Here is an 18,727-nt window from a genome sequence, read left to right on the forward strand (position 1 = left end):
GCATGCCGTCATGGGAGTAATTGTTCCTGGCATACTGCGACTGTGTCGGAAATTGTGCGGGTGACCGCGTCGGATATCGCCTCGGCCGAGGAGCTGCTGGAACCGGTGATGCGCCGGACCCCGGTGGTGGCCTCGCGGATTCTGTCGGATCTGACCGGCCACGAGGTGCGCCTCAAGTGCGAGAACTTGCAGCGCACCGGATCGTTCAAGCCACGCGGGGCGTACAACCGCATCGCCAGGCTCGACGCCGAGCAACGCGCGCACGGGGTGGTCGCGGCCAGCGCAGGCAACCACGCTCAGGGTGTCGCGTGGGCCGCGTCCCAAGTGGGGATCACCTCGACGGTGTTCATGCCGGTTGGCGTGTCGCTGCCGAAGCTGGTGGCCACCAAGGCATACGGAGCGACGGTGCATCTGGTCGGCAACACCGTGGACGAGGCGCTGAAGTCGGCTCGGGAATTCGCCGAACGTACCGGCGCCACCCTCATCCATCCGTTCGACCATCTCGACATCGTCGCCGGGCAAGCGACACTCGGTACCGAACTGCTGCAGCAGATGCCGGACGTCGGCACCATCGTGATCCCCACCGGCGGCGGGGGACTGCTGGCCGGAGTCGCAGCGGCGGTCAAGCTGACCAAGCCCGACATCAGGATCGTCGGAGTGCAGGCAGAAGGCGCTGCCGCCTGGCCCGCGTCGCTGAAGGCGGGACACCCGATCGCGTTGGAATCGATGTCGACGATGGCCGACGGCATCGCGATCGGCCTGCCCGGATCGGTGCCGTTCGATCACGTGCAGGGCTGGGTGGACGACGTCGTCACCGTCAGCGAGGACGCTCTGTCGCGGGCTCTCGTGCTGTGCATCGAGCGCGCCAAACTCATCGTCGAACCAGCGGGCGCGGCGGCGGTGGCCGCACTGATGACGCACTCGGCCGAGGAGCTCGGACTGACCGGCTCGGTGTGCGCCATCCTCTCCGGCGGGAACATCGATCCGCTGCTGCTCACCCACGTCATCACCCACGGTCTGCGGGCGGGTGGGCGCTACCTGGCTGTGCGCGTGACCATTTCGGACCGACCGGGCGGGCTCACCGGCGTGCTCGGGGTGGTGCGCGACGCCGGCGCAAGTGTGGTCGACGTCGTCCACTCCCGTACCGGCGGACGCCTGGGATTGGAGGAAGTCGACGTGATGTTGACCGTCGAGACGCGCGGACCCGATCACCGAGGCTCGGTGCTCGACGCCCTGGGTGCGGCCGGATATGCGGTGCACGTCGAGAACTGACCTCCCGGGCCCCACAGGTGGCACTGGTACCTTGATCAGCGACTTGGACCAGGACATCGGTGGGAGATATTTGCATGGCTCGGCTCGTCGCGATCGTCTCCGCTGTCCTGGGAATTCTGTTGACGATCTCGATACCGCTGTTGCCGATCGAGCAGCAGCAGTCGTCGTTGACCTGGCCGCAGAGCGATACTGTCGGCAACGTCGAAGCTCCGCTCGTCGGCTACACGCCGATCAGCGTCGACGCCACCGTCCCGTGTGACGCCGCGGCCAAGCTCGCCAGCGGCGGGATACTGCTGTCCACCTCACCCAAGGGATCGCCCGACGCCTATCGATACGGTCTTGTCGCGGAAGTGACCGGCGGTGAGGCGTCCCAGCTGAAGGTGACGCTGCGCGATTCGGTTCTCCTCGAGAAGCCGGTCTCGGAACTGAGCCCATCGACTGCAGGCGACTGCTCGTTGACGATCACCTCGAACGGCACTGCGACCACTGTCGGACTGACCGGCGAAGACACCGTGACGCGCGACCGCGACGTCCGGCCACAGATGGTCGGTGTGTTCAGCGATCTTCAGGGCAATGTTCCCGGTCTGCAGCTGCAGGCCGAGCTGGACAGCCGTTTCTCCTCGACGCCGAGCATCCTGAAGTGGTTCGCGATGATCGTCGGCGTGCTCGCCACCATCGTCGCGTTGGTGGCGCTGCACCGCCTCGACCTGTCCGACGGCAGGCGCGCCCGACGGTTCCTACCGCGTCGCTGGTGGACGTTCGGTCTGGTCGACGCGGTGGTGATCGGAACGCTGCTGGTATGGCATGTCATCGGCGCGAACACCTCCGACGACGGCTATCAACTCGGCATGGCCCGCACGGCCGATCATGCCGGGTACATGGCCAACTATTTCCGGTACTTCGGTGTGCCCGAGACGCCGTTCGGCACACCGTTGTACGACATGTTCGGCCTCATGTCGCACGTCTCGACCGCCAGTGTCTGGATGCGGTTGCCCACGCTGATCTGCGCCGTCGTCGCGTGGCTCGTCATCAGTCGCGAGGTGATCCCGCGGTTCGGTGCCGCCGCTCGTGCCTCGAAGACCGCGCTGTGGACCGGTGGTCTGGTGCTGCTCGCGTTCTGGTTGCCGTACAACAACGGCCTGCGACCGGAACCGTTCGTGGCGATCGGTGTGCTGTTGACGTGGTGTTCGGTGGAGCGATCCATCGCGACCCGCAGATTGCTGCCCGCAGCCGCGGCAATTCTGATCGCGGCAGTGACGGTCACGTGTGCCCCCTCCGGATTCATCTGCTTCGCGCCGCTGATCGCCGGAGCCCGGCCGGTGCTCCAGATCGTCGTGGCCCGCGCTCGCGAGTTCGGCAGCACCACACTCGGCGCGATCACGCTGCTCGCCCCGTTGGTGGCGTCGGGCACAGGTGTACTGGTGTTCGCCTTCGGCAACCAGACCGTGGCGGGCATGCTCGAGATGCAACGAGTGCACACTGTGGCCGGGCCGAGTCAGGCCTGGTTCGACGAGTACCTGCGCTACCAGTGGTTGATGAACATGGACATCGACGGCTCGCTCGCGCGCCGGTTCGGGGTGTTCGTCATGATCGTCTCGCTGATCACGGTAGTCGTCGCGATGCTGCGCAAGGGCGGCAAGATCCCCGGCACCGCAACCGGTCCGGCTCGCCGCATAGTCGGTATCACCGTCGGGTCCATGGCGCTGATGATGATCACCCCCACCAAGTGGACACACCATTTCGGAGTGTTCGCCGGTCTGGCCGCCTCGGTTGCAGTCTTGGCGGCGGTGGCGACCGGCGCGGCAGTGCTGCGCTCGCGGCGCAATCGACTGTTGTTCGCCGCAGCGGTGTCGTTCCTGTCGGCCGTCGCGTTCACCGGAACGAACGGCTACTGGTACGTCTCGGCGTGGGGAGTTCCGTTCTGGGACAAGCCGATTCTCGTTGCGGGCCTGGGTATCTCGACAATGTTCCTCGGACTGACGCTCCTGCTGTTGCTCGCGGCCGTGTGGTTCCATCTCCGCGCGCCGTACGTGCGCACCGACAAGCCCTTGGCGCGCTGGTGGTCGGTGCCGCCGATCGCCGTTGCGGCCGCGCTGATGGTACTGCTCGCCGTGGCATCCATGGCAAAGGGCGCTGTGGCGCAGTGGCCGTCGTACTCGATCGCGAAATCCAATCTCTCGGCCCTGGCCGGGAACACATGCGGTCTCGCCAACGACGTACTGCTCGAAACCGATCCCAATGCCGATGTGCTGCAACCGGTCAGCGGAGACGCATTTGCCGCATTGGGTGTCGACAACGACGGGTTCACCCCCGACGGGGTTGCGGGCGACCTCACCGCGGACAAGGAGGCCTCGGCGTCGGGCACCTCGAACACCGTCGATACCGAGGACCAACAGCAGCCGACGTCGACCACCGGAGCCGGAACCGGTGGCAGCGCACTTCCGTTCGGCTTGGACCCGGCAACCGTTCCGGTGCTCGGCTCGTTCGGATCCGATACCCCTGCCACGTTGACCACCGGCTGGTACGCGCTGCCCGCAGATCCGGGCGACCTGATCTCCATCGCCGCTGCCGGACGCATCCGCTCGGTGAACTCCGACGGCATCGTCACGTACGGCCAGAGCCTCGAGCTGGAGTACGGAGTCGACGGTCGAGCGCAGGGGCGAGTGACGCCGATCGACATCGGCCCGACGCCGTCGTGGCGCAACCTTCGAGTTCCGATGGACCAGATTCCCGCTGGTGCCAACACGATTCGTCTTGTGCTTTCCGACACAGATCGCGATCCCGATCAGTGGCTCGCGATCACCCCGCCACGAGTACCGCGCACCCAGACGCTGAACGACGTCGTCGGCCGGGAGACTCCCGTGCTGCTGGACTGGGAGGTCGGCTTCAACTTCCCGTGCCAGCATCCGTTCGACCATCGCTTCGGCGTCGCCGAGGTGCCTGGGTACCGGGTGCTCCCAGACCGCAGCGGTGCCGTCATCACCAATGCGTGGCAGGACCATTACGGCGGCGGGCCGCTCGGGTGGATCGACATCGTGGCCTCGGCCCGCACCATTCCGTCGTATCTGTCCGGCGACTGGGACCGTGACTGGGGATCGATCGAGCGGTACACGCCGTACGACGAGACGGCGGAGCCGGCGCAGATCACCACCACCGACGTCCAGCGTTCGGGCCTGTGGACGCCCGGTCCGATCAAAACCGGTTAATCTCTACGCGTTCGGAAGTCCTTATACCGACAGTGAAAGAAACGGGGAGAGGGCCATGGCGAACGCTATAGAAGTAGAGAACCTGGTACTTCGGTACGGGAAGAACGTCGCGCTCGGTGGGATCGACTTCACCGTTCCCGAGGGCACGGTGCTGGGTGTGCTCGGCCCCAACGGTGCCGGCAAGACGACGGCTGTCCGCATTCTCGCCACGTTGCTCAAGGCAACGTCCGGTTCGGCGAAGATCTTCGGTCTCGACGTGCTGAAGCAGGCGAACGAGGTTCGGAGCACGATCGGATTGACCGGCCAGTTCGCGGCCGTGGACGAGTATCTGACCGGCTACGAGAATCTCGAGATGGTCGGCCGACTGTTCGGCCTGCGCAAGGCCGAAGCGAAAAAGCGAGCCGGCGAGCTACTCGAGCGATTCGACCTGGAGTACGCGCGCGATCGCACTGCCAAGCAGTACTCCGGCGGCATGCGTCGTCGACTCGACATCGCGGCCAGTCTGATCGGACGACCACGGGTGGTGTTCCTCGACGAACCCACTACCGGCCTCGATCCGCGCAGCCGAATCACCATGTGGGAGTTCATCGCAGACCTCGTGCGCGACGGAACGACCATTCTGTTGACCACGCAGTACCTCGAAGAAGCCGATCGGCTGGCCGATTCGATCATCGTGCTGAACAAGGGCAAGATCATCGCCCGCGGCACAGCAGACGAGCTCAAGGCCCAAACCGGCGGCGAGCGAGTCGAATTCGTGCTCACCGACCGATCTCAGGCCGACCGTGCCAAGGAGATCCTGACACCGCTCGGCGTCGAGCCGCCCACCCTGGACGAGCAGGTGGGTCGCATCGTCATGCCGGTCAACGGTGGATCCAAAGACCTGTCCTCGGCGTTGAGCTATCTCGAAGCAGCGGGGATCGGGGTCGTCGACGTCGGTCTGCGACGGCCGAACCTCGACGATGTGTTCCTGTCTCTGACCGGTCAGACCACCGGCGAGCCCGAAGCTGCGGAGGAAGAGAAATGAGCAACGTTCTCCTGGATTCGGCGATCATCACCAAGCGAAACCTGATCAAGCTCAAGCGAGTTCCCGATCTGCTGTTCTTCGCGACGCTGTCACCGATCATGTTCGTGCTGTTGTTCGCGTACGTCTTCGGCAGTGCGATCGACGTGCCCGGCATCGACTACAAGAGCTTCCTGATGGGCGGCATCTTCGTCCAGACCATGATCTTCGGTGCATCGATCACCGGGTCCTCGCTGGCCGAGGATCTGCAGAAGGGCGTGATGGACCGGTTCCGGTCGCTGCCCATGGCGCGATCGGCCGTAGTCATCGGACGCACGGCAGCCGACGTCGGCAACAACATCGTCACCATCACGATCATGTCGATCACCGGGCTCATCGTCGGCTGGCGCATCACGTCGTCGTTCTTCGACGCTCTGCTGGGGTACGTGCTGCTGCTGCTGTTCGCGTACTCGATCTCGTGGGTGATGGCTCTGGTGGGGCTGATCGTGCGCTCTCCGGAGATCTTCAACAACGCGTCGTTCATCGTGATCTTCCCGTTGACGTTCATCGCCAACACCTTCGTCCCGATCGACAATTTCCCGAGCGTGCTCAAGACGATCGCAGAATGGAACCCGATCTCCTCGGTGACGTTGGCGGTACGTGAGCAATTCGGCAACACCAATCCGATGGCACCGCCGCCGGAGGTGTGGCCACTGCAGAATCCAGTGCTCTACACCTTGATCTGGGTTGTGGTGATGCTCGTGGTGTTCGTGCCGTTGTCGGTACGCAAGTACCAGAAAACGATGACCGCCTGATGCGCACCGCGGCGGCGGGAGCATGCCTGCTGGCCGCCGTGGTAGCGATCGGGGGATGCAGTTCCGACCCGACACAGACCGACCCGACACAGACCGATGCAACGCAGACCGACTCGGTACAGACCGAGCGATTCGATTACCAACTCGGCGCAGCCTACGACGTGCCCGGCGGTCTCGATGCGGTCGTGCGGGATTCCACCGCCGAGCCGCTGCCCGGCGCACTTTCGATCTGCTACGTCAACGGTCTGCAGACTCAGCCCGGAGCCGAGTGGAACCCGGAACTATTGCTGCGCGATGCGGGCGGCGAGCTTGTGGTCGATCCGGACTGGCCCGACGAACACATCCTCGACCCGAGTACACCCGGGAAGCGTGCGGCGATCGACGCGGTGATCGGGCCGATCATCGAAGGCTGCGCCGCACGGGGATTCGACGCCGTCGAAATCGACAACCTCGACAGCTGGACCCGGTTCCCGGATTCGATCGACGAAGATTCGATACTCGCACTGGCGCGCCTGTACGCAGACCGTGCCCATGCGTCGGGCATCGAGATCGCGCAGAAGAACACCCCGGACGGAGCCGGTCGGATGAGGGACGACGTCGGATTCGACTTCGCCGTCGCCGAGGAGTGTCTCGCCTACGACGAATGCGGCTCCTACACTTCGGCATACGGAGCACGGGTGTACGACATCGAGTACACCGACAACCTCCCGGGGCCGTTCGATCGGCTGTGTGCCCGACAGGATCGGCCGTCCGTCACGATTCTGCGAGATCGAGGCCTGGTGTCCCCGTCAAATGCGGCGTACGTGTACGAACAGTGTTGAACCGCCCAGACGAGTGCACCCCCGGTCGCCGAGCGACCGGGGGTGCAGCACATCTTCGGTGAGCAGGCTCAGGTGTGGTACGGCTCCGCGCTCACGAGCGTGACCTTCATGGTCTTGCCGTTGGGCAGTGTGTACTCACGGGTGTCGCCGACCTTGGCGTCGATGAGCGATCCGCCCAGCGGCGACGCGGGGGAGTACACCTCGAGCTTGCTGTCGCGGGCACCTTCCTCGCGGGTGGCGATGAGGAACGTCTCGGTGTCGGACTCGTCGCCGTCGTAGTAGACCTTGACGACGGATCCGGGCAGGGCCACGCCGGACTGGGTGGGCGCTTCGCCGACCTTCGCGTTGTTGAGCAGTTCCTGCAGCTGGCGAATGCGTGCTTCCTGCTGGCCCTGCTCCTCGCGCGCAGCGTGGTAGCCGCCGTTCTCCTTCAGATCGCCCTCTTCGCGACGCTCGTTGATCTCGGCGGCGATGACGGGGCGATTGGAAATGAGCTGGTCGAGTTCGCTCTTGAGCCTGTCGTGTGATTCCTGGGTCAGCCAGGTCACCTGGGTCTCGGTCATCTCGATCACTCCCTCGTAGTCGGAATCTCGATATCGATTCCGTTTTCTGAGCAGGTAGGGCACGCAACGAACAGGGGACTCCAATGGTTGGATCCCCTTGGTCGGCCCGCATCCTGGAGCCGTCGTCATCGTTCGCAGGTGAACCCTGCCCGCAATGCAGCAATACACGGCACCTGTTACGGCGGCCGTGTATGTGCCGAGCTTACCACGAACAGGTAGTTCGCCTATCGGGCTCGTAAATATTCGGGAACATCGAGGCTGCAGCCGTACACGTCACCGACCGCGGGGTCGGACGACGTCGTCACCTCGGTGGTCAGCTCGACGGTGCCGGACGAAGACTCCGGTGGGATGTACACCTCACGCCTGCCGGTCTCGGAACCGTCGCGGGAGCGGACACGGACGATGCACACGGCCGGTTGCTCGGGATCCTGTCGGGTGACGCTGAAACGGATGGACATCGTGGAGTCGTCGACGATGTCGAACGACAGCTGGCTGCCTTCGATGGGTTTGACCGAGAACTTGGAGTACGCGTAGTAGGCCACGCCCAGTCCGACCAGCAGAACCAGGGCCACCAGTGCGATCTTCGTCGCACGTTTCGGGGCCTGCCGAATTCCGCTGGGACCGGAACCCGACGGGTACCTACCTGCGGGAAGTGCGTTGGTCATGGCCGCTCTCGGGGTCGATTCGGGGGTGCCGCTGGGGGCCTGTCGGCGTCAGGTGGAACTATAGGGCAGGCAAGAACCAGGCGAATCCGAGGTGAGGAAGAACGTGTCCGGACTGCGGCTCATGGCAGTACATGCCCATCCCGACGACGAGTCCAGCAAAGGTGCTGCGACGACGGCTCGCTACGCGGCCGAAGGACACGACGTACTGGTCGTCACCCTCACCGGTGGCGAGCGGGGCGACATTCTCAATCCAGCGATGGACATTCCGGGAGTGCACGAGCGTATCCACGAGGTTCGGCGCGAAGAGATGGCCGAGGCCGCTCGCATCCTCGGTGTCCAGCAGACCTGGCTCGGCTTCGAGGACTCAGGACTGCCCGAGGGCGACCCGCTACCACCTCTTCCGGAGGGCTGCTTCGCGCTGGTGCCGTTGGAGGTCTCCACCGAAGCGCTGGTCAAGGTGGTTCGCGAGTTCAAGCCGCACGTCATCACCACCTACGACGAGCGTGGCGGTTACCCGCATCCCGATCACATCCGCTGCCACGAGGTCTCGATGGCCGCGTGGGAGGCCGCGGGCGATCCCGAACGCTTCCCCGACGCGGGTGAGCCCTGGACTCCGCTCAAGCTGTACTACTCCCACGGGTTCATCCGTAAGCGCATGCAGCTGTTCCACGATTGGTTCATCGACCGCGGTGAAGAGAGCCCGTTCGTCGACTGGCTGAAGCGATGGGACGGCCAGCGCGACGAGATCATCGGCCGCATCACCACCCAGGTGACCGTCGGTGATTACTTCGAGCAACGCGACGACGCCCTCCGCGCGCACGCGACACAGATCGATCCCAATGGATCGTTCTTCGCGGTGCCGCTGGACGTCCAGCGCAAATTGTGGCCCACCGAGGAATTCGAGCTGGCTCGCACCCGGGTGGCGACCTCGCTGCCCGAGACGGACCTGTTCGCCGGAATCGAAGAGACCGACCGGTGATCGTCTCGATTCTCGCCCAGCAGCCCACCGGCCCCGAGTTCGGTAAGTCGTCGCCGATCGGGTTGGTGATCCTGGTGGCGTTGTTGGTCGGAACAGCCCTGCTGATTTGGTCGATGAACAAGAAGATCAAGCGTCTGCCCGCCACGTTCGAGAAAGAGGATCCGACGTTGGATCAGGCGCTCGACGAGGGCACCGACCGCGGCGGAATCGCCACCACCACCCCGCCGGAACAGAGTCCGGCAAAACCTGCCGCAACCGACGAGACCTGATGCTCGACGCCACGGTCCTGAACACCAATGCGCTGGACGAGTCCACCAGTCCGTATCTGCGGCAACATGCGGACAACCCGGTGCACTGGCAGCAGTGGGGACCGCAGGCTCTGCAGTCCGCACGCGATCGCGACGTTCCGATCTTGCTGTCGATCGGCTATTCCGCGTGCCATTGGTGCCACGTGATGGCCCACGAGTCGTTCGAGGTCGAGTCCACCGCGGCGCTGATGAACGAGAATTTCGTGTGCATCAAGGTCGACCGCGAGGAAAGACCGGACCTCGATTCGGTGTACATGAACGCCACCGTCGCGATGACCGGTCAGGGCGGGTGGCCGATGACCTGCTTCCTCACCCCCGAGACCGAACCGTTCTACTGCGGCACCTACTACCCACCGACCCCGCGGCAGGGAATGCCGTCGTTCGAGCAGCTGCTCACCGCAATTGCGGACACCTGGTCGACCCGCCGACAAGACGTGTTCGACGCGTCCGCGGCGATCGTCACCGAACTGCGTAAGCAGAGCGCCGGAATTCCGGCCGGCGGACGGCCGATCGACGCCGATTTTCTGGCCGCGTCCGTCGCAGCGATCTGCGCCGACGAAGACACGACCTTCGGGGGCTTCGGCCAGGCGCCGAAGTTTCCGCCGGGCGCACTGCTCGAGGGTCTGCTCCGGCACTACGAGCGCACCGGCAACGGTGAGGTTCTCGACGTGGTTCGACGCACCGCGTCGGCGATGGCGCGCGGGGGCATCTACGACCAACTCGGCGGCGGGTTCGCGCGCTACTCCGTCGATGCCGAGTGGATCGTCCCGCATTTCGAGAAGATGCTCTACGACAACGCATTGCTGCTCAGGTTCTACGCGCACGCGTCCCGGGTCGACGACGATCCTCTGATTCGGCGGGTGGCGTCGGACACTGCGGAGTTCATGCTCCGTGAATTGCGCACGGCCAACGGCTGTTTCGCGTCGGCGCTCGATGCCGATACCGAGGGCGTCGAGGGCCTGACCTACGCCTGGACGCCGGAGCAATTGATCGAGACTCTCGGCTTCGAGGATGGGGTGTGGGCTGCGGGGCTGTTCGCAGTGAATTCGGCAGGCACGTTCGAAGCAGGCATGTCGGTATTGCAACTGCCCGCCGAACCCGAGGACTACGACCGGTTCGCCCGGGTACGTCGGGCGCTGTCCGACGCTCGCGCCATCCGGCCGCAGCCCGGCCGCGACGACAAGGTGGTCACCGCGTGGAACGGGTTGGCGATCACCGCGCTGGTCGAGGCCGGAATCGGGTCGAACACGCCGAAGTGGGTGGACGCGGCGGTCGAATGCGGCGAGCAACTCTTCGCCGCGCACGTCGAATCGGGGCGGGTGCGTCGCGCATCTCTGGGTAGCGCGGTGGGGGACGCCACCGGAGTGCTCGAGGACTACGCGTGCCTCGCGGTTGCCGCGGCAGGGCTGTTCCAAGCCACCGGAGACTTGATATGGATCGAGCGCATGGTCTCGCTCCTCGATGCGGCGATCGAGCACTTCGCCGACCCGGACGACGCCGGCAGTTGGTTCGACACCGCCGACGACGCGGAGACGCTCGTGACCCGGCCCCGAGATCCCATCGACGGGGCAACCCCATCGGGAGCATCCACGATGGCAGAGGCGTTGCTCACAGCTGCGGCTCTGGTCGATCACACATCCTCGGCGCGGTACGGCGAACTGGCGGCAGCGTCGTTGGCGCGAGCGGCGTTGATCCTCGAGCGCGCGCCCAGGTCCGGTGGGCACTGGCTGGCGGTCGCAGAAGCGTCCGCATCCGGCCCGATCCAGATTGCGGTGTCGACCGCGCCGGGCGGCGACCTGACGTCCGCCGCCCGACGATTGGCACCGGGAGGCTCGGTTGTCGTTGCGGGCGAAACGGATTCGTCCGTATTGCTGATGGACCGTCCGCCCGTCGACGGCGTCGAAACGGCGTACGTGTGTCGCGGCTTCGTCTGCGACCGTCCTGTGACCTCTGCCGAAGATCTGTCGCTCGCGCTGCGGAGATGACGAAGCTCGTCGATGCTTCAGCTCGAGAACAGTATTGTTGCGGGAACTTGTTCGGCCCGGGCGGAAACTTCTATCAGTGGATCGATGGTGCGTGTCATGAGCGAAGGCGTCACCAGGGACAGTGTCGTGGGCGACGGCATGCTCGACGAGGCCGTGACCGACGAGCAGCGGGCGGCCGTCGCGGAGTTCGTCGCGTCGGTCCCGATGGCGGCGATGGTCCACTCCATGCAGTTCGAGGTGGTCGGTGCCAACACGCTCTGCGAGGAGGTACTCGACTGCCCGGTGGAGGGCATGCTGGGTCGCCCGGTAGCCGATTTCGTTCCGCTCGGGGACCGCACGTCGGCCAAGGACATGGCGATGCAGCTCGACAACCGATACCCCGCGGCCGGCTCGTCCGACGGCGGTCGTCCGATCGGAGCTCTTCGTCGAGTACGGCGCAGCGACGGTGACGTCGTCTCCTGTTGGATGCACGTGGGGATCTCGACCATCCTCGGACGGCGGTTCATCGTTGCGCTACTGGATCTGGTCAATCCCGTCGTCGACGACACCGTGCACTGGCGCGATCGCGCCGAACGCGACGACCTGACCGGCCTGCTGCGACGGAGTCCCCTGTTGGCCCACGTCGACGAGTGGATCGTGGCCGATCGCCCCGTAGCCCTGGCGTTCGTCGACGTCGACCGCTTGAAGTCGATCAACGACGCTCACGGTCATCCTGCGGGAGATGCCGTCCTCGAGGCAGCTGGGCGTCGACTTCAGCAGTGGTCGCCGCGCGGCAGCGTCGTCGGTCGATATGCCGGAGACGAGTTCGTGTTCGCGGTGACCGACGCGGTCGGTGGCAGTTCACTCGACGCCGCGAGACTGGCCGAATCTGTACGGAACGCAATCTGCAGCGAACCGGTGCCGTTCGGTTCTCGATTGCTCGGGGTATCGGTGAGCGTGGGCGTCGCGGTGCGAGAACCCGGCGAATCCAGAGATCGGCTCATCCAACGCGCCGACGAACTGATGTACCGAGACAAGGCATCCGGGCCCGCCTGACGGGTGCTCAGAACAAGACGAGCCACACGGCAACCAGGTGGCAGATCGCAGCCAATACCGTTGCGGCATGGAAGAATTCGTGATGGCCGAACGTGGTAGGCCATGGGTTCGGCCACTTGGTGGCGTACAGCACGGCTCCCACGCTGTAGAACACCCCGCCCACCAGCAGCAACAGGAACGGTGCGTAGCCGACGTGTTCGATCAGGGTGGGGGCGACCGGTACGATCGCCCAGCCGAGGATCAGGTACAGCGGTACACCGACCCAGCGGGGAGCGGTGGGCCACAACATCTTCAGAGCCACTCCGGCAAAGGCCCCGAGCCACACGATGATCAGCAATGTGCGTCCGGTCGAGGCGGGCAGGCCCAGCACGGCAAACGGGGTGTAGCTGCCGGCGATGAACAGGAAGATCATCGAATGATCGGCGCGCTTCATCCAGATCTGCGACGCCGTGGTCTTCCACGGCACGCGGTGGTACGTGGCGCTGACCCCGAAAACCCCGCAGACGGTGATGGCGTAGACGCCCGTCGCGAGCCCCGCGCTGACCGAGACCATGCTGAACGCAAGCGTGACGAGCGTGATCGCACAGACCACCGCCACACAGAACGCGTACAGGTGAATCCAACCGCGCATGCGAGGTTTGACGGGTATCTCGTCGAGTCCGAACATCGTCATGTCGATTGCCTCCCGTGCCGCCGCCGTGAACCTACGCAACCGTAGGTTCAGACGCTACTGTACCGGCCGCCCGCTCGCAGACGTCGGCGTAAGGTAATCCTCCGTGGTGATGAGAGCAGCGGTGACGAAGTAGTGGTGATCATTCCGCAGAAGGTGCGCGGCGTTCTCTACAACGTGTACGAGCGGCGGCTGCTGAGCCAGCTCGAAGGGGTGCAGCACCCGCGGCACGTGGCAGTGATGTGCGACGGCAATCGCCGCTGGGCGCGCGAGAACGGGTTCACCGACGTCGCGCACGGCCACCGCATGGGCGCGCTGAAGATCGCCGAGATGCTCGGCTGGTGCGATGCCGCCGGAATCGAGATGGCAACCATCTACCTGCTCTCCACCGAGAACCTCCGCCGAGACGCCGACGAACTCGATTCGTTGCTCGACATCATCACCGACGTAGTCGAGGAAATCTGCGGGCCCGAGATGAATTGGGGCGTCAAGCTCGTGGGCACTCTCGATCTGTTGCCCGCGTCGACCGCGCGTCGGCTCAAAGAAGCGGCCGCGCTCACCGAGGGACGGACCGGAACGCACGTCAACGTCGCCGTCGGGTACGGCGGTCGACAGGAAATCGCCGATGCAGTGCAGTCCCTGGTGAGCGAGAAGATCGCCGAGGGCGTCACCGGAGACGACCTGATCGCTTCCATCAACGTCGACGGCATCGACAGTCACCTCTACACCTCCGGCCAGCCCGATCCCGATCTCGTCATCCGTACGTCGGGCGAGCAGCGACTGTCCGGCTTTCTGCTGTGGCAGAGCGCGTACTCGGAAATCTGGTTCACCGAGGCCTACTGGCCCGAATTCCGCCGCGTCGACTTCCTCCGCGCTCTGCGAGACTTTGCCGCGAGACACCGGCGCTTCGGTATCTGACGTGCACGGGACCTCGTAGCCTGCTACGAATTTCCACTCACGACCCGGGGCGACGCACTACGTACTTACCTCTGTATTGCTACGTAATCTGTGGCGCGATCGGCGCGAGGCTCGGAAAATTCCCGATCGTGGACTACAACGTGCTCGGACCCATGGTGGTGCGCGACGGGATCGGCGTGAAGGCGCTCGGTGGGCTCAAGCAGCGGGCCGTGCTGGCGGTGCTGCTCGTGGAAGCGGGAAGCGTCGTGGAATTCGACCGGTTGATCGATCTCGTCTGGGATCGTCGTCCACCGGCCAAGGCGTTGGCATCGTTGCGTGCGTACGTGGCGAATCTGCGGCGAGTCCTCGGCGCGGACGACGGTGCCCGGCTCGTCACGACGTCCTGGGGCTACCGGTTGGACCTGGGTGGAGACCGACTCGATCTGCGCGAGTTCGAGATGCTCGCGGCCCGCGGCCGTGATGCTTTCGGGCGCGGCCGGTTCGCCGAGGCAGACGGTCAGTTCGGTCGTGCGCTGGCGTTGTGGCGAGGCCCCGCCTTCGTCGAGTTCGGTGATCTGGGCTTCGCCGTCGACGAGCGGGTGCATCTGGACGAGGTGCGCGCCGTGGTGCTGGAATCGGCATTCGAGGCCCGCCTACACCTCGGTCGACACGAGACCGTGATCGCCGAGATCGAGCGCGCACTACGGGTCTCGCCGTTGCGCGAACACCTGTGGGGCCAGCTGATGATCGCCCTCGATCGGTCGCACCGGACGGCCGAGGCGGTGGTTGCCTTTCGTCGTGCCGAGACGATTCTGCGGGCCGAACTCGGGGTGGCTCCGTCGCGCTACCTGCTCGACATCGAGGCCTCTCTCTACACCGGCGGTTCGGTCAATCGAGCAGTGAGCCTCGTAGCGATGTGAGCTCGGCGCGGGTACTGATGCCCAGCTTGCCGAAGATGCGATTGAGGTGGGTCTCGACGGTGCGGATCGACAGCACGACGGCGTCGGCGATATCGCGGTTCGACAGGCCGGTGGCGGCGAGGGTCGCGATCTGACGTTCGCGGGTGGTCAGAGCCGCGTCTCGTGTTCCGCGCAGGAGCGGGGTGCTCGGATGTCCACACCGCTCGGTGAGCACGTGGCCCTGCCTTCCTGCGGTTGCGGCTGCGCGAGGGTTGCTGCGCAACAGAAGATTTCGTGCGTGGAAGTACATCTCTGCGGCGTGCAGGTCCAGACCGTGCTTCTCGGCGCTCGCAGCCACGGACACCGCCTGTTCGGCCACCGCCTGTTCCGATACCGAACTGTCCGAACTGTCCGACCCGGGCGATGCGGCGAGAACTTCGACCATGTGTACCTCGGTGCGGACCAGGTCGCCCTCGATCAGCCTCGCCAGGGAGTGGACGGGGGCCAGCACCGCGGCCGCCGCACCACAGCGAGCGGCGTCGACGTAGGAGAACAGAGCGGGAAGATGATGGTCGATGGCGGCGTGCGCCTCGGCCGAGGCGATGAGCAGCTCGCGCGCCCGGCCGACGTCTCCGCGTGCCGCCGCAGCCCAGCCCAGTGCCGCGAGCCGGGTCCCGCGAGCTCCGAACAATGCAGGGGAGGCCGGGTTGTCGAGGTCGGCGGCCTCGATGAGATCCGATGCCTCCTCTGCGCGTCCGGCGAGTGCGAGAGCGCGGACCAGATCGCACGCCACCATCGGCTCCATCGACCGCTGGCCGAGGGTGCCCGCGAGCGTGTAGGCCTCCGAGCACCAGCGGATCGACTCGGCCGCGTGGCCCTGCGAGAGCAACACACCTCCGCGGGCCCACCCGAACCACGCCTGCTGCAACGGCGAGAACTGTTCCACCGCTTCGTCGTACCGGTATCGAGCGAGCGCTGACGCCTCTTCGAAGTTGCCGGCACAGGCGATCGTGAAGCATCGCGTCAGATCCAAGACCGTTGCCGCCGGGTTGTCGGGTTCGGGCTGCACGCGGGCGAGCGCCGAGAACGCGACCGACAACCGACCGACGACGGTGGCCCCGGCGGCAACGGCGAAACTGGCCGAGATCAGCGTCGCACCTTCCAGGTCGTCCATCAGCGGCTCGAGCAGGGCCAGTGAACCGGCAGTATCGCCGATGGCATGCATCATCAGCCCACGCTGCGCTCGTAGTTGCGTTCGGATATCGGGGTCGACAATGGCGAGCTCGGTACTCGAGTTCAGGGCCAGCGCCCGCGTCGGATCCGCCAGCCGCAGCACCATGTTGTCGGTACACGCGCGCACCGCCGTCGCGCGGCGGATGTCGTTGTCGGACCCGCGTAGTAGCTCGTCGAGTCGCTGCTGAGCAGATGCGGTCAGACCGAGCTGGCTCTCTGCCGTCGCAAGAATGAGCTGAGCGTCGAACCCGCCGCCGGCCGCGGCAGCAGCCGAGGCCAGCTCGAGCGTCGTCTCGGGAGGAACGAAACGCCACGACAATCGGGCCGCTTCCACGGCCGTCTGCGCATCGAGCGCGACGCCGGAGTGGATGCGCAGTAGTGCGGCGATGACGCGCTCGCGGGGGCCGAGGCCGTCGGTGGAAGCGTCGAGAGCGTCGGCCACCGTCAGGCTCAGCCGTCGTCTGCGCAGCGTGGCCATGTCTTCGGTACGTACCTGCGCGGTGATCGGCGTCGCGAACGTCACCCGGTCGACGTTGTGCTCGGTGCGGACGGTGAGAACGCCGGCCGATTCGAGTTCCTCGATCAGACGCGGATCGATCACCGCGGCAGCGGCTCCGAACACCAGGGAACCGGCCAGGGCGACGATGTCGAGCGCATCGGCGATCTCGGTGGCTGCCGCATAGTCGGCGAGTGCGACCACCTCGGCCAGATGATCGCGCACCACATCGGCCAGACCGGCGGAGACGGGCAGGGGAGAGGCGAGTCGCCATACGCGCGACGAGACGGTCAGAGCCTGCCGCTCGACCGCGGTCGTCACCAGATCACGCAGCACGACCAGATTTCCCGCGGACAATGCGGTGACGGCGAAAAGCGCCGCACTGTCCACGATCTCGTCATCTCGACGAAGCATGGACTCCATCAGGGATCGGCTCTGCTCGGGGGTGAGCGGCTCCAGATCGATGCGGTCGACCAGGCCGTCCTTCCACAGGCCGTCGAGCACCGGGGTGCGACGTCGGCCGGCACTGACACTGAGCAGAATGAACAGGTCCTTCGAGCCGATGCGGCGGGCCAGGAGCTCGATGGTCGAATCGGCCAGCCACTGGGCGTCGTCGATGACCACGACCGTGCGTCGGCCGCTGTGCGCCTCGGCCAGAGCAGCGGCGAGGGCCCGGTCGGATTCGACGGGGACGAATCCGGTGCCGGCCGGCATCACCGTCACCACTCGGTGCGGATGCCAGCCGAGACGCACCAGCGACCGCACCGCCTCGGTCAGCAGTCGGGTACGGCCGACTCCGGGCGCGGCTTTGACCGCCATTCCGCCGTACGTGCGGGCGGCATGCAGAATTCGCGCCGACTCGTCGTCTCGACCGATCAGCGGAACCTCGCCGATCGTGCGCCTTTCCAGCGTCATTGCTGGATTATGGTCTACAACTTCCTCAGGCGCAGCCGGTTGATCGCGTGGTCGTTGTCCTTGCGCAACACCATGGTCGCTCGCGGTCGCGTCGGCAGGATGTTCTCCACCAGATTCGGCAGGTTGATCGAATGCCACAGATCCTCGGCGGCGATCTGCGCGTGGTCGTCGGACAGGCCGGCGTAATGGTGGAAATGCGAGGACGGATCGGTGAACGATGTCTTGCGCAACGCGAGAAAACGTTTGACGTACCAGCTCTCGATGTCCTCGATTCGAGCGTCGACGTAGATGGAGAAGTCGAACAGATCCGAGACCATCAACCGAGGCCCGGTCTGTAATACGTTGAGTCCCTCCACGATCAGGATGTCGGGTTGCCGGACCATGTGGTACTGGCCCTTGACGATGTCGTACGAGACGTGTGAATAGACAGGCGCGCCCACCTCTTCGGTCCCGGACTTGACCTCGGTGACGAACCTGAGCAGCTTGCGCCGGTCGTAGCTCTCGGGAAAACCCTTGCGGTGCAGGATTCCTCGACGCATGAGCTCGGCCGTCGGATACAGGAATCCGTCGGTGGTGACGAGGTCGACCCGCGGATGATGGTCCCATCGGGCCAGGAGTGCCTGCAGCACACGGGCTGTCGTCGACTTGCCGACGGCGACGCTGCCCGCGACACCGATGACGAAGGGGACCTGGCGATCGGGATGCTTTTCGCCGAGGAACGTTGCAGTCGCAGCGAACAGCCGCTGCCGGGCTGCGACCTGAAGGTGGATCAAACGCGCCAGGGGCAAGTAGACCTCGGCCACCTCGTCGAGGTCGATCTGTTCACCGAGACCGCGCAGCCCGATCAGTTCTTCCTCGGTGAGCACCAAGGGCGTGGATTGGCGCAGCGTGCGCCACTGCACACGGTCGAACTCGACGTACGGGCTGGACTCGCTCACGCACGGCTCCAACCACAGTCGTTCCGCAGG

Annotated in this window: 16 protein-coding genes; 11 read left to right on the plus strand and 5 right to left on the minus strand. The window is 65.4% G+C overall.

The features are described 5' to 3' along the window. Positions 1-108 precede the first annotated feature (108 nt). The 5 genes from ilvA to ACQR3T_RS22500 all read left to right on the plus strand — a co-directional run bounded on the left by ilvA (position 109) and on the right by ACQR3T_RS22500 (position 7,114). Positions 109-1,272: a threonine ammonia-lyase gene (ilvA, locus tag ACQR3T_RS22480; RefSeq protein WP_217901706.1), complete on the plus strand. Its 1,164-nt coding sequence runs from the start codon at positions 109-111 to the stop codon at positions 1,270-1,272. A gap of 74 nt (positions 1,273-1,346) precedes the next feature. Beyond that, on the plus strand, positions 1,347-4,478 hold the full coding sequence (locus ACQR3T_RS22485) for an arabinosyltransferase domain-containing protein (protein ID WP_428694877.1): 3,132 nt from the start codon (positions 1,347-1,349) through the stop codon (positions 4,476-4,478). Positions 4,479-4,533: 55 nt separating this feature from the next. Further along, complete coding sequence (locus ACQR3T_RS22490) at positions 4,534-5,502, plus strand: daunorubicin resistance protein DrrA family ABC transporter ATP-binding protein (protein ID WP_032380513.1); 969 nt, start codon at positions 4,534-4,536, stop codon at positions 5,500-5,502. After that, positions 5,499-6,293, plus strand: a complete 795-nt coding sequence (locus tag ACQR3T_RS22495) for an ABC transporter permease (RefSeq protein ID WP_032380514.1) — start codon at positions 5,499-5,501, stop codon at positions 6,291-6,293. Before ACQR3T_RS22490 ends, ACQR3T_RS22495 begins: the two co-directional genes overlap by 4 nt. Next, positions 6,293-7,114: an endo alpha-1,4 polygalactosaminidase gene (locus ACQR3T_RS22500; protein ID WP_428694878.1), complete on the plus strand. Its 822-nt coding sequence runs from the start codon at positions 6,293-6,295 to the stop codon at positions 7,112-7,114. The genes ACQR3T_RS22495 and ACQR3T_RS22500 overlap by 1 nt, the downstream gene beginning before the upstream one ends. 68 nt (positions 7,115-7,182) lie before the next feature. On the opposite strand, the gene greA is transcribed toward ACQR3T_RS22500, so the two are convergent. Beyond that, on the minus strand, positions 7,183-7,677 hold the full coding sequence (gene greA, locus ACQR3T_RS22505) for a transcription elongation factor GreA (protein WP_027498150.1): 495 nt from the start codon (positions 7,675-7,677) through the stop codon (positions 7,183-7,185). Positions 7,678-7,901: 224 nt separating this feature from the next. Then, the gene (locus tag ACQR3T_RS22510) at positions 7,902-8,342 is read right to left on the minus strand and encodes a DUF4307 domain-containing protein (protein WP_032380516.1); all 441 of its coding nucleotides are present in this window, start codon (positions 8,340-8,342) and stop codon (positions 7,902-7,904) included. Between the two features lie 103 nt (positions 8,343-8,445). On the opposite strand from ACQR3T_RS22510, the gene mca reads away from it, so the two are divergent. From mca to ACQR3T_RS22530, 4 genes are all read left to right on the plus strand, one after another. Next, complete coding sequence (gene mca, locus ACQR3T_RS22515; RefSeq protein WP_170944756.1) at positions 8,446-9,321, plus strand: mycothiol conjugate amidase Mca; 876 nt, start codon at positions 8,446-8,448, stop codon at positions 9,319-9,321. Next, positions 9,318-9,590, plus strand: coding sequence for a hypothetical protein (locus tag ACQR3T_RS22520; protein WP_032401989.1), 273 nt, complete (start codon positions 9,318-9,320; stop codon positions 9,588-9,590). The genes mca and ACQR3T_RS22520 overlap by 4 nt, the downstream gene beginning before the upstream one ends. Further along, entirely contained in the window at positions 9,590-11,614 is a 2,025-nt protein-coding gene (locus ACQR3T_RS22525) for a thioredoxin domain-containing protein (protein WP_428694879.1), read from the plus strand. Before ACQR3T_RS22520 ends, ACQR3T_RS22525 begins: the two co-directional genes overlap by 1 nt. Before the next feature lie 96 nt (positions 11,615-11,710). After that, positions 11,711-12,649 carry a sensor domain-containing diguanylate cyclase gene (locus ACQR3T_RS22530; protein ID WP_052070965.1) on the plus strand — a complete coding sequence of 313 codons (939 nt, stop codon included), beginning with the start codon at positions 11,711-11,713 and terminating at the stop codon, positions 12,647-12,649. A 7-nt stretch (positions 12,650-12,656) separates the two neighbouring features. Here the strand turns inward: ACQR3T_RS22530 and trhA are convergent, their stop codons facing one another. Further along, a complete protein-coding gene (gene trhA, locus ACQR3T_RS22535) occupies positions 12,657-13,322 on the minus strand; it encodes a PAQR family membrane homeostasis protein TrhA (protein ID WP_032380520.1) in 666 nt (221 codons plus the stop codon). A 132-nt stretch (positions 13,323-13,454) separates the two neighbouring features. Here trhA and ACQR3T_RS22540 point away from each other — a divergent pair, with 132 nt between their 5' ends. Together ACQR3T_RS22540 and ACQR3T_RS22545 are read left to right on the plus strand one after the other, a co-directional pair. Further along, the gene (locus ACQR3T_RS22540) at positions 13,455-14,237 is read left to right on the plus strand and encodes an isoprenyl transferase (RefSeq protein ID WP_032380521.1); all 783 of its coding nucleotides are present in this window, start codon (positions 13,455-13,457) and stop codon (positions 14,235-14,237) included. Positions 14,238-14,365: 128 nt separating this feature from the next. Next, complete coding sequence (locus ACQR3T_RS22545; RefSeq protein WP_428694880.1) at positions 14,366-15,136, plus strand: AfsR/SARP family transcriptional regulator; 771 nt, start codon at positions 14,366-14,368, stop codon at positions 15,134-15,136. Here the strand turns inward: ACQR3T_RS22545 and ACQR3T_RS22550 are convergent. Together ACQR3T_RS22550 and coaA are read right to left on the minus strand one after the other, a co-directional pair. Then, positions 15,105-17,759 carry a LuxR C-terminal-related transcriptional regulator gene (locus tag ACQR3T_RS22550; protein ID WP_428694881.1) on the minus strand — a complete coding sequence of 885 codons (2,655 nt, stop codon included), beginning with the start codon at positions 17,757-17,759 and terminating at the stop codon, positions 15,105-15,107. The genes ACQR3T_RS22545 and ACQR3T_RS22550 overlap by 32 nt on opposite strands. Before the next feature lie 14 nt (positions 17,760-17,773). Continuing rightward, a complete protein-coding gene (gene coaA / locus ACQR3T_RS22555; protein WP_176457345.1) occupies positions 17,774-18,709 on the minus strand; it encodes a type I pantothenate kinase in 936 nt (311 codons plus the stop codon). Positions 18,710-18,727 lie beyond the last annotated feature (18 nt).

The sequence above is a fragment of the Rhodococcus sp. IEGM1428 genome (assembly GCF_050321865.1).
Classification (GTDB): domain Bacteria; phylum Actinomycetota; class Actinomycetes; order Mycobacteriales; family Mycobacteriaceae; genus Rhodococcoides.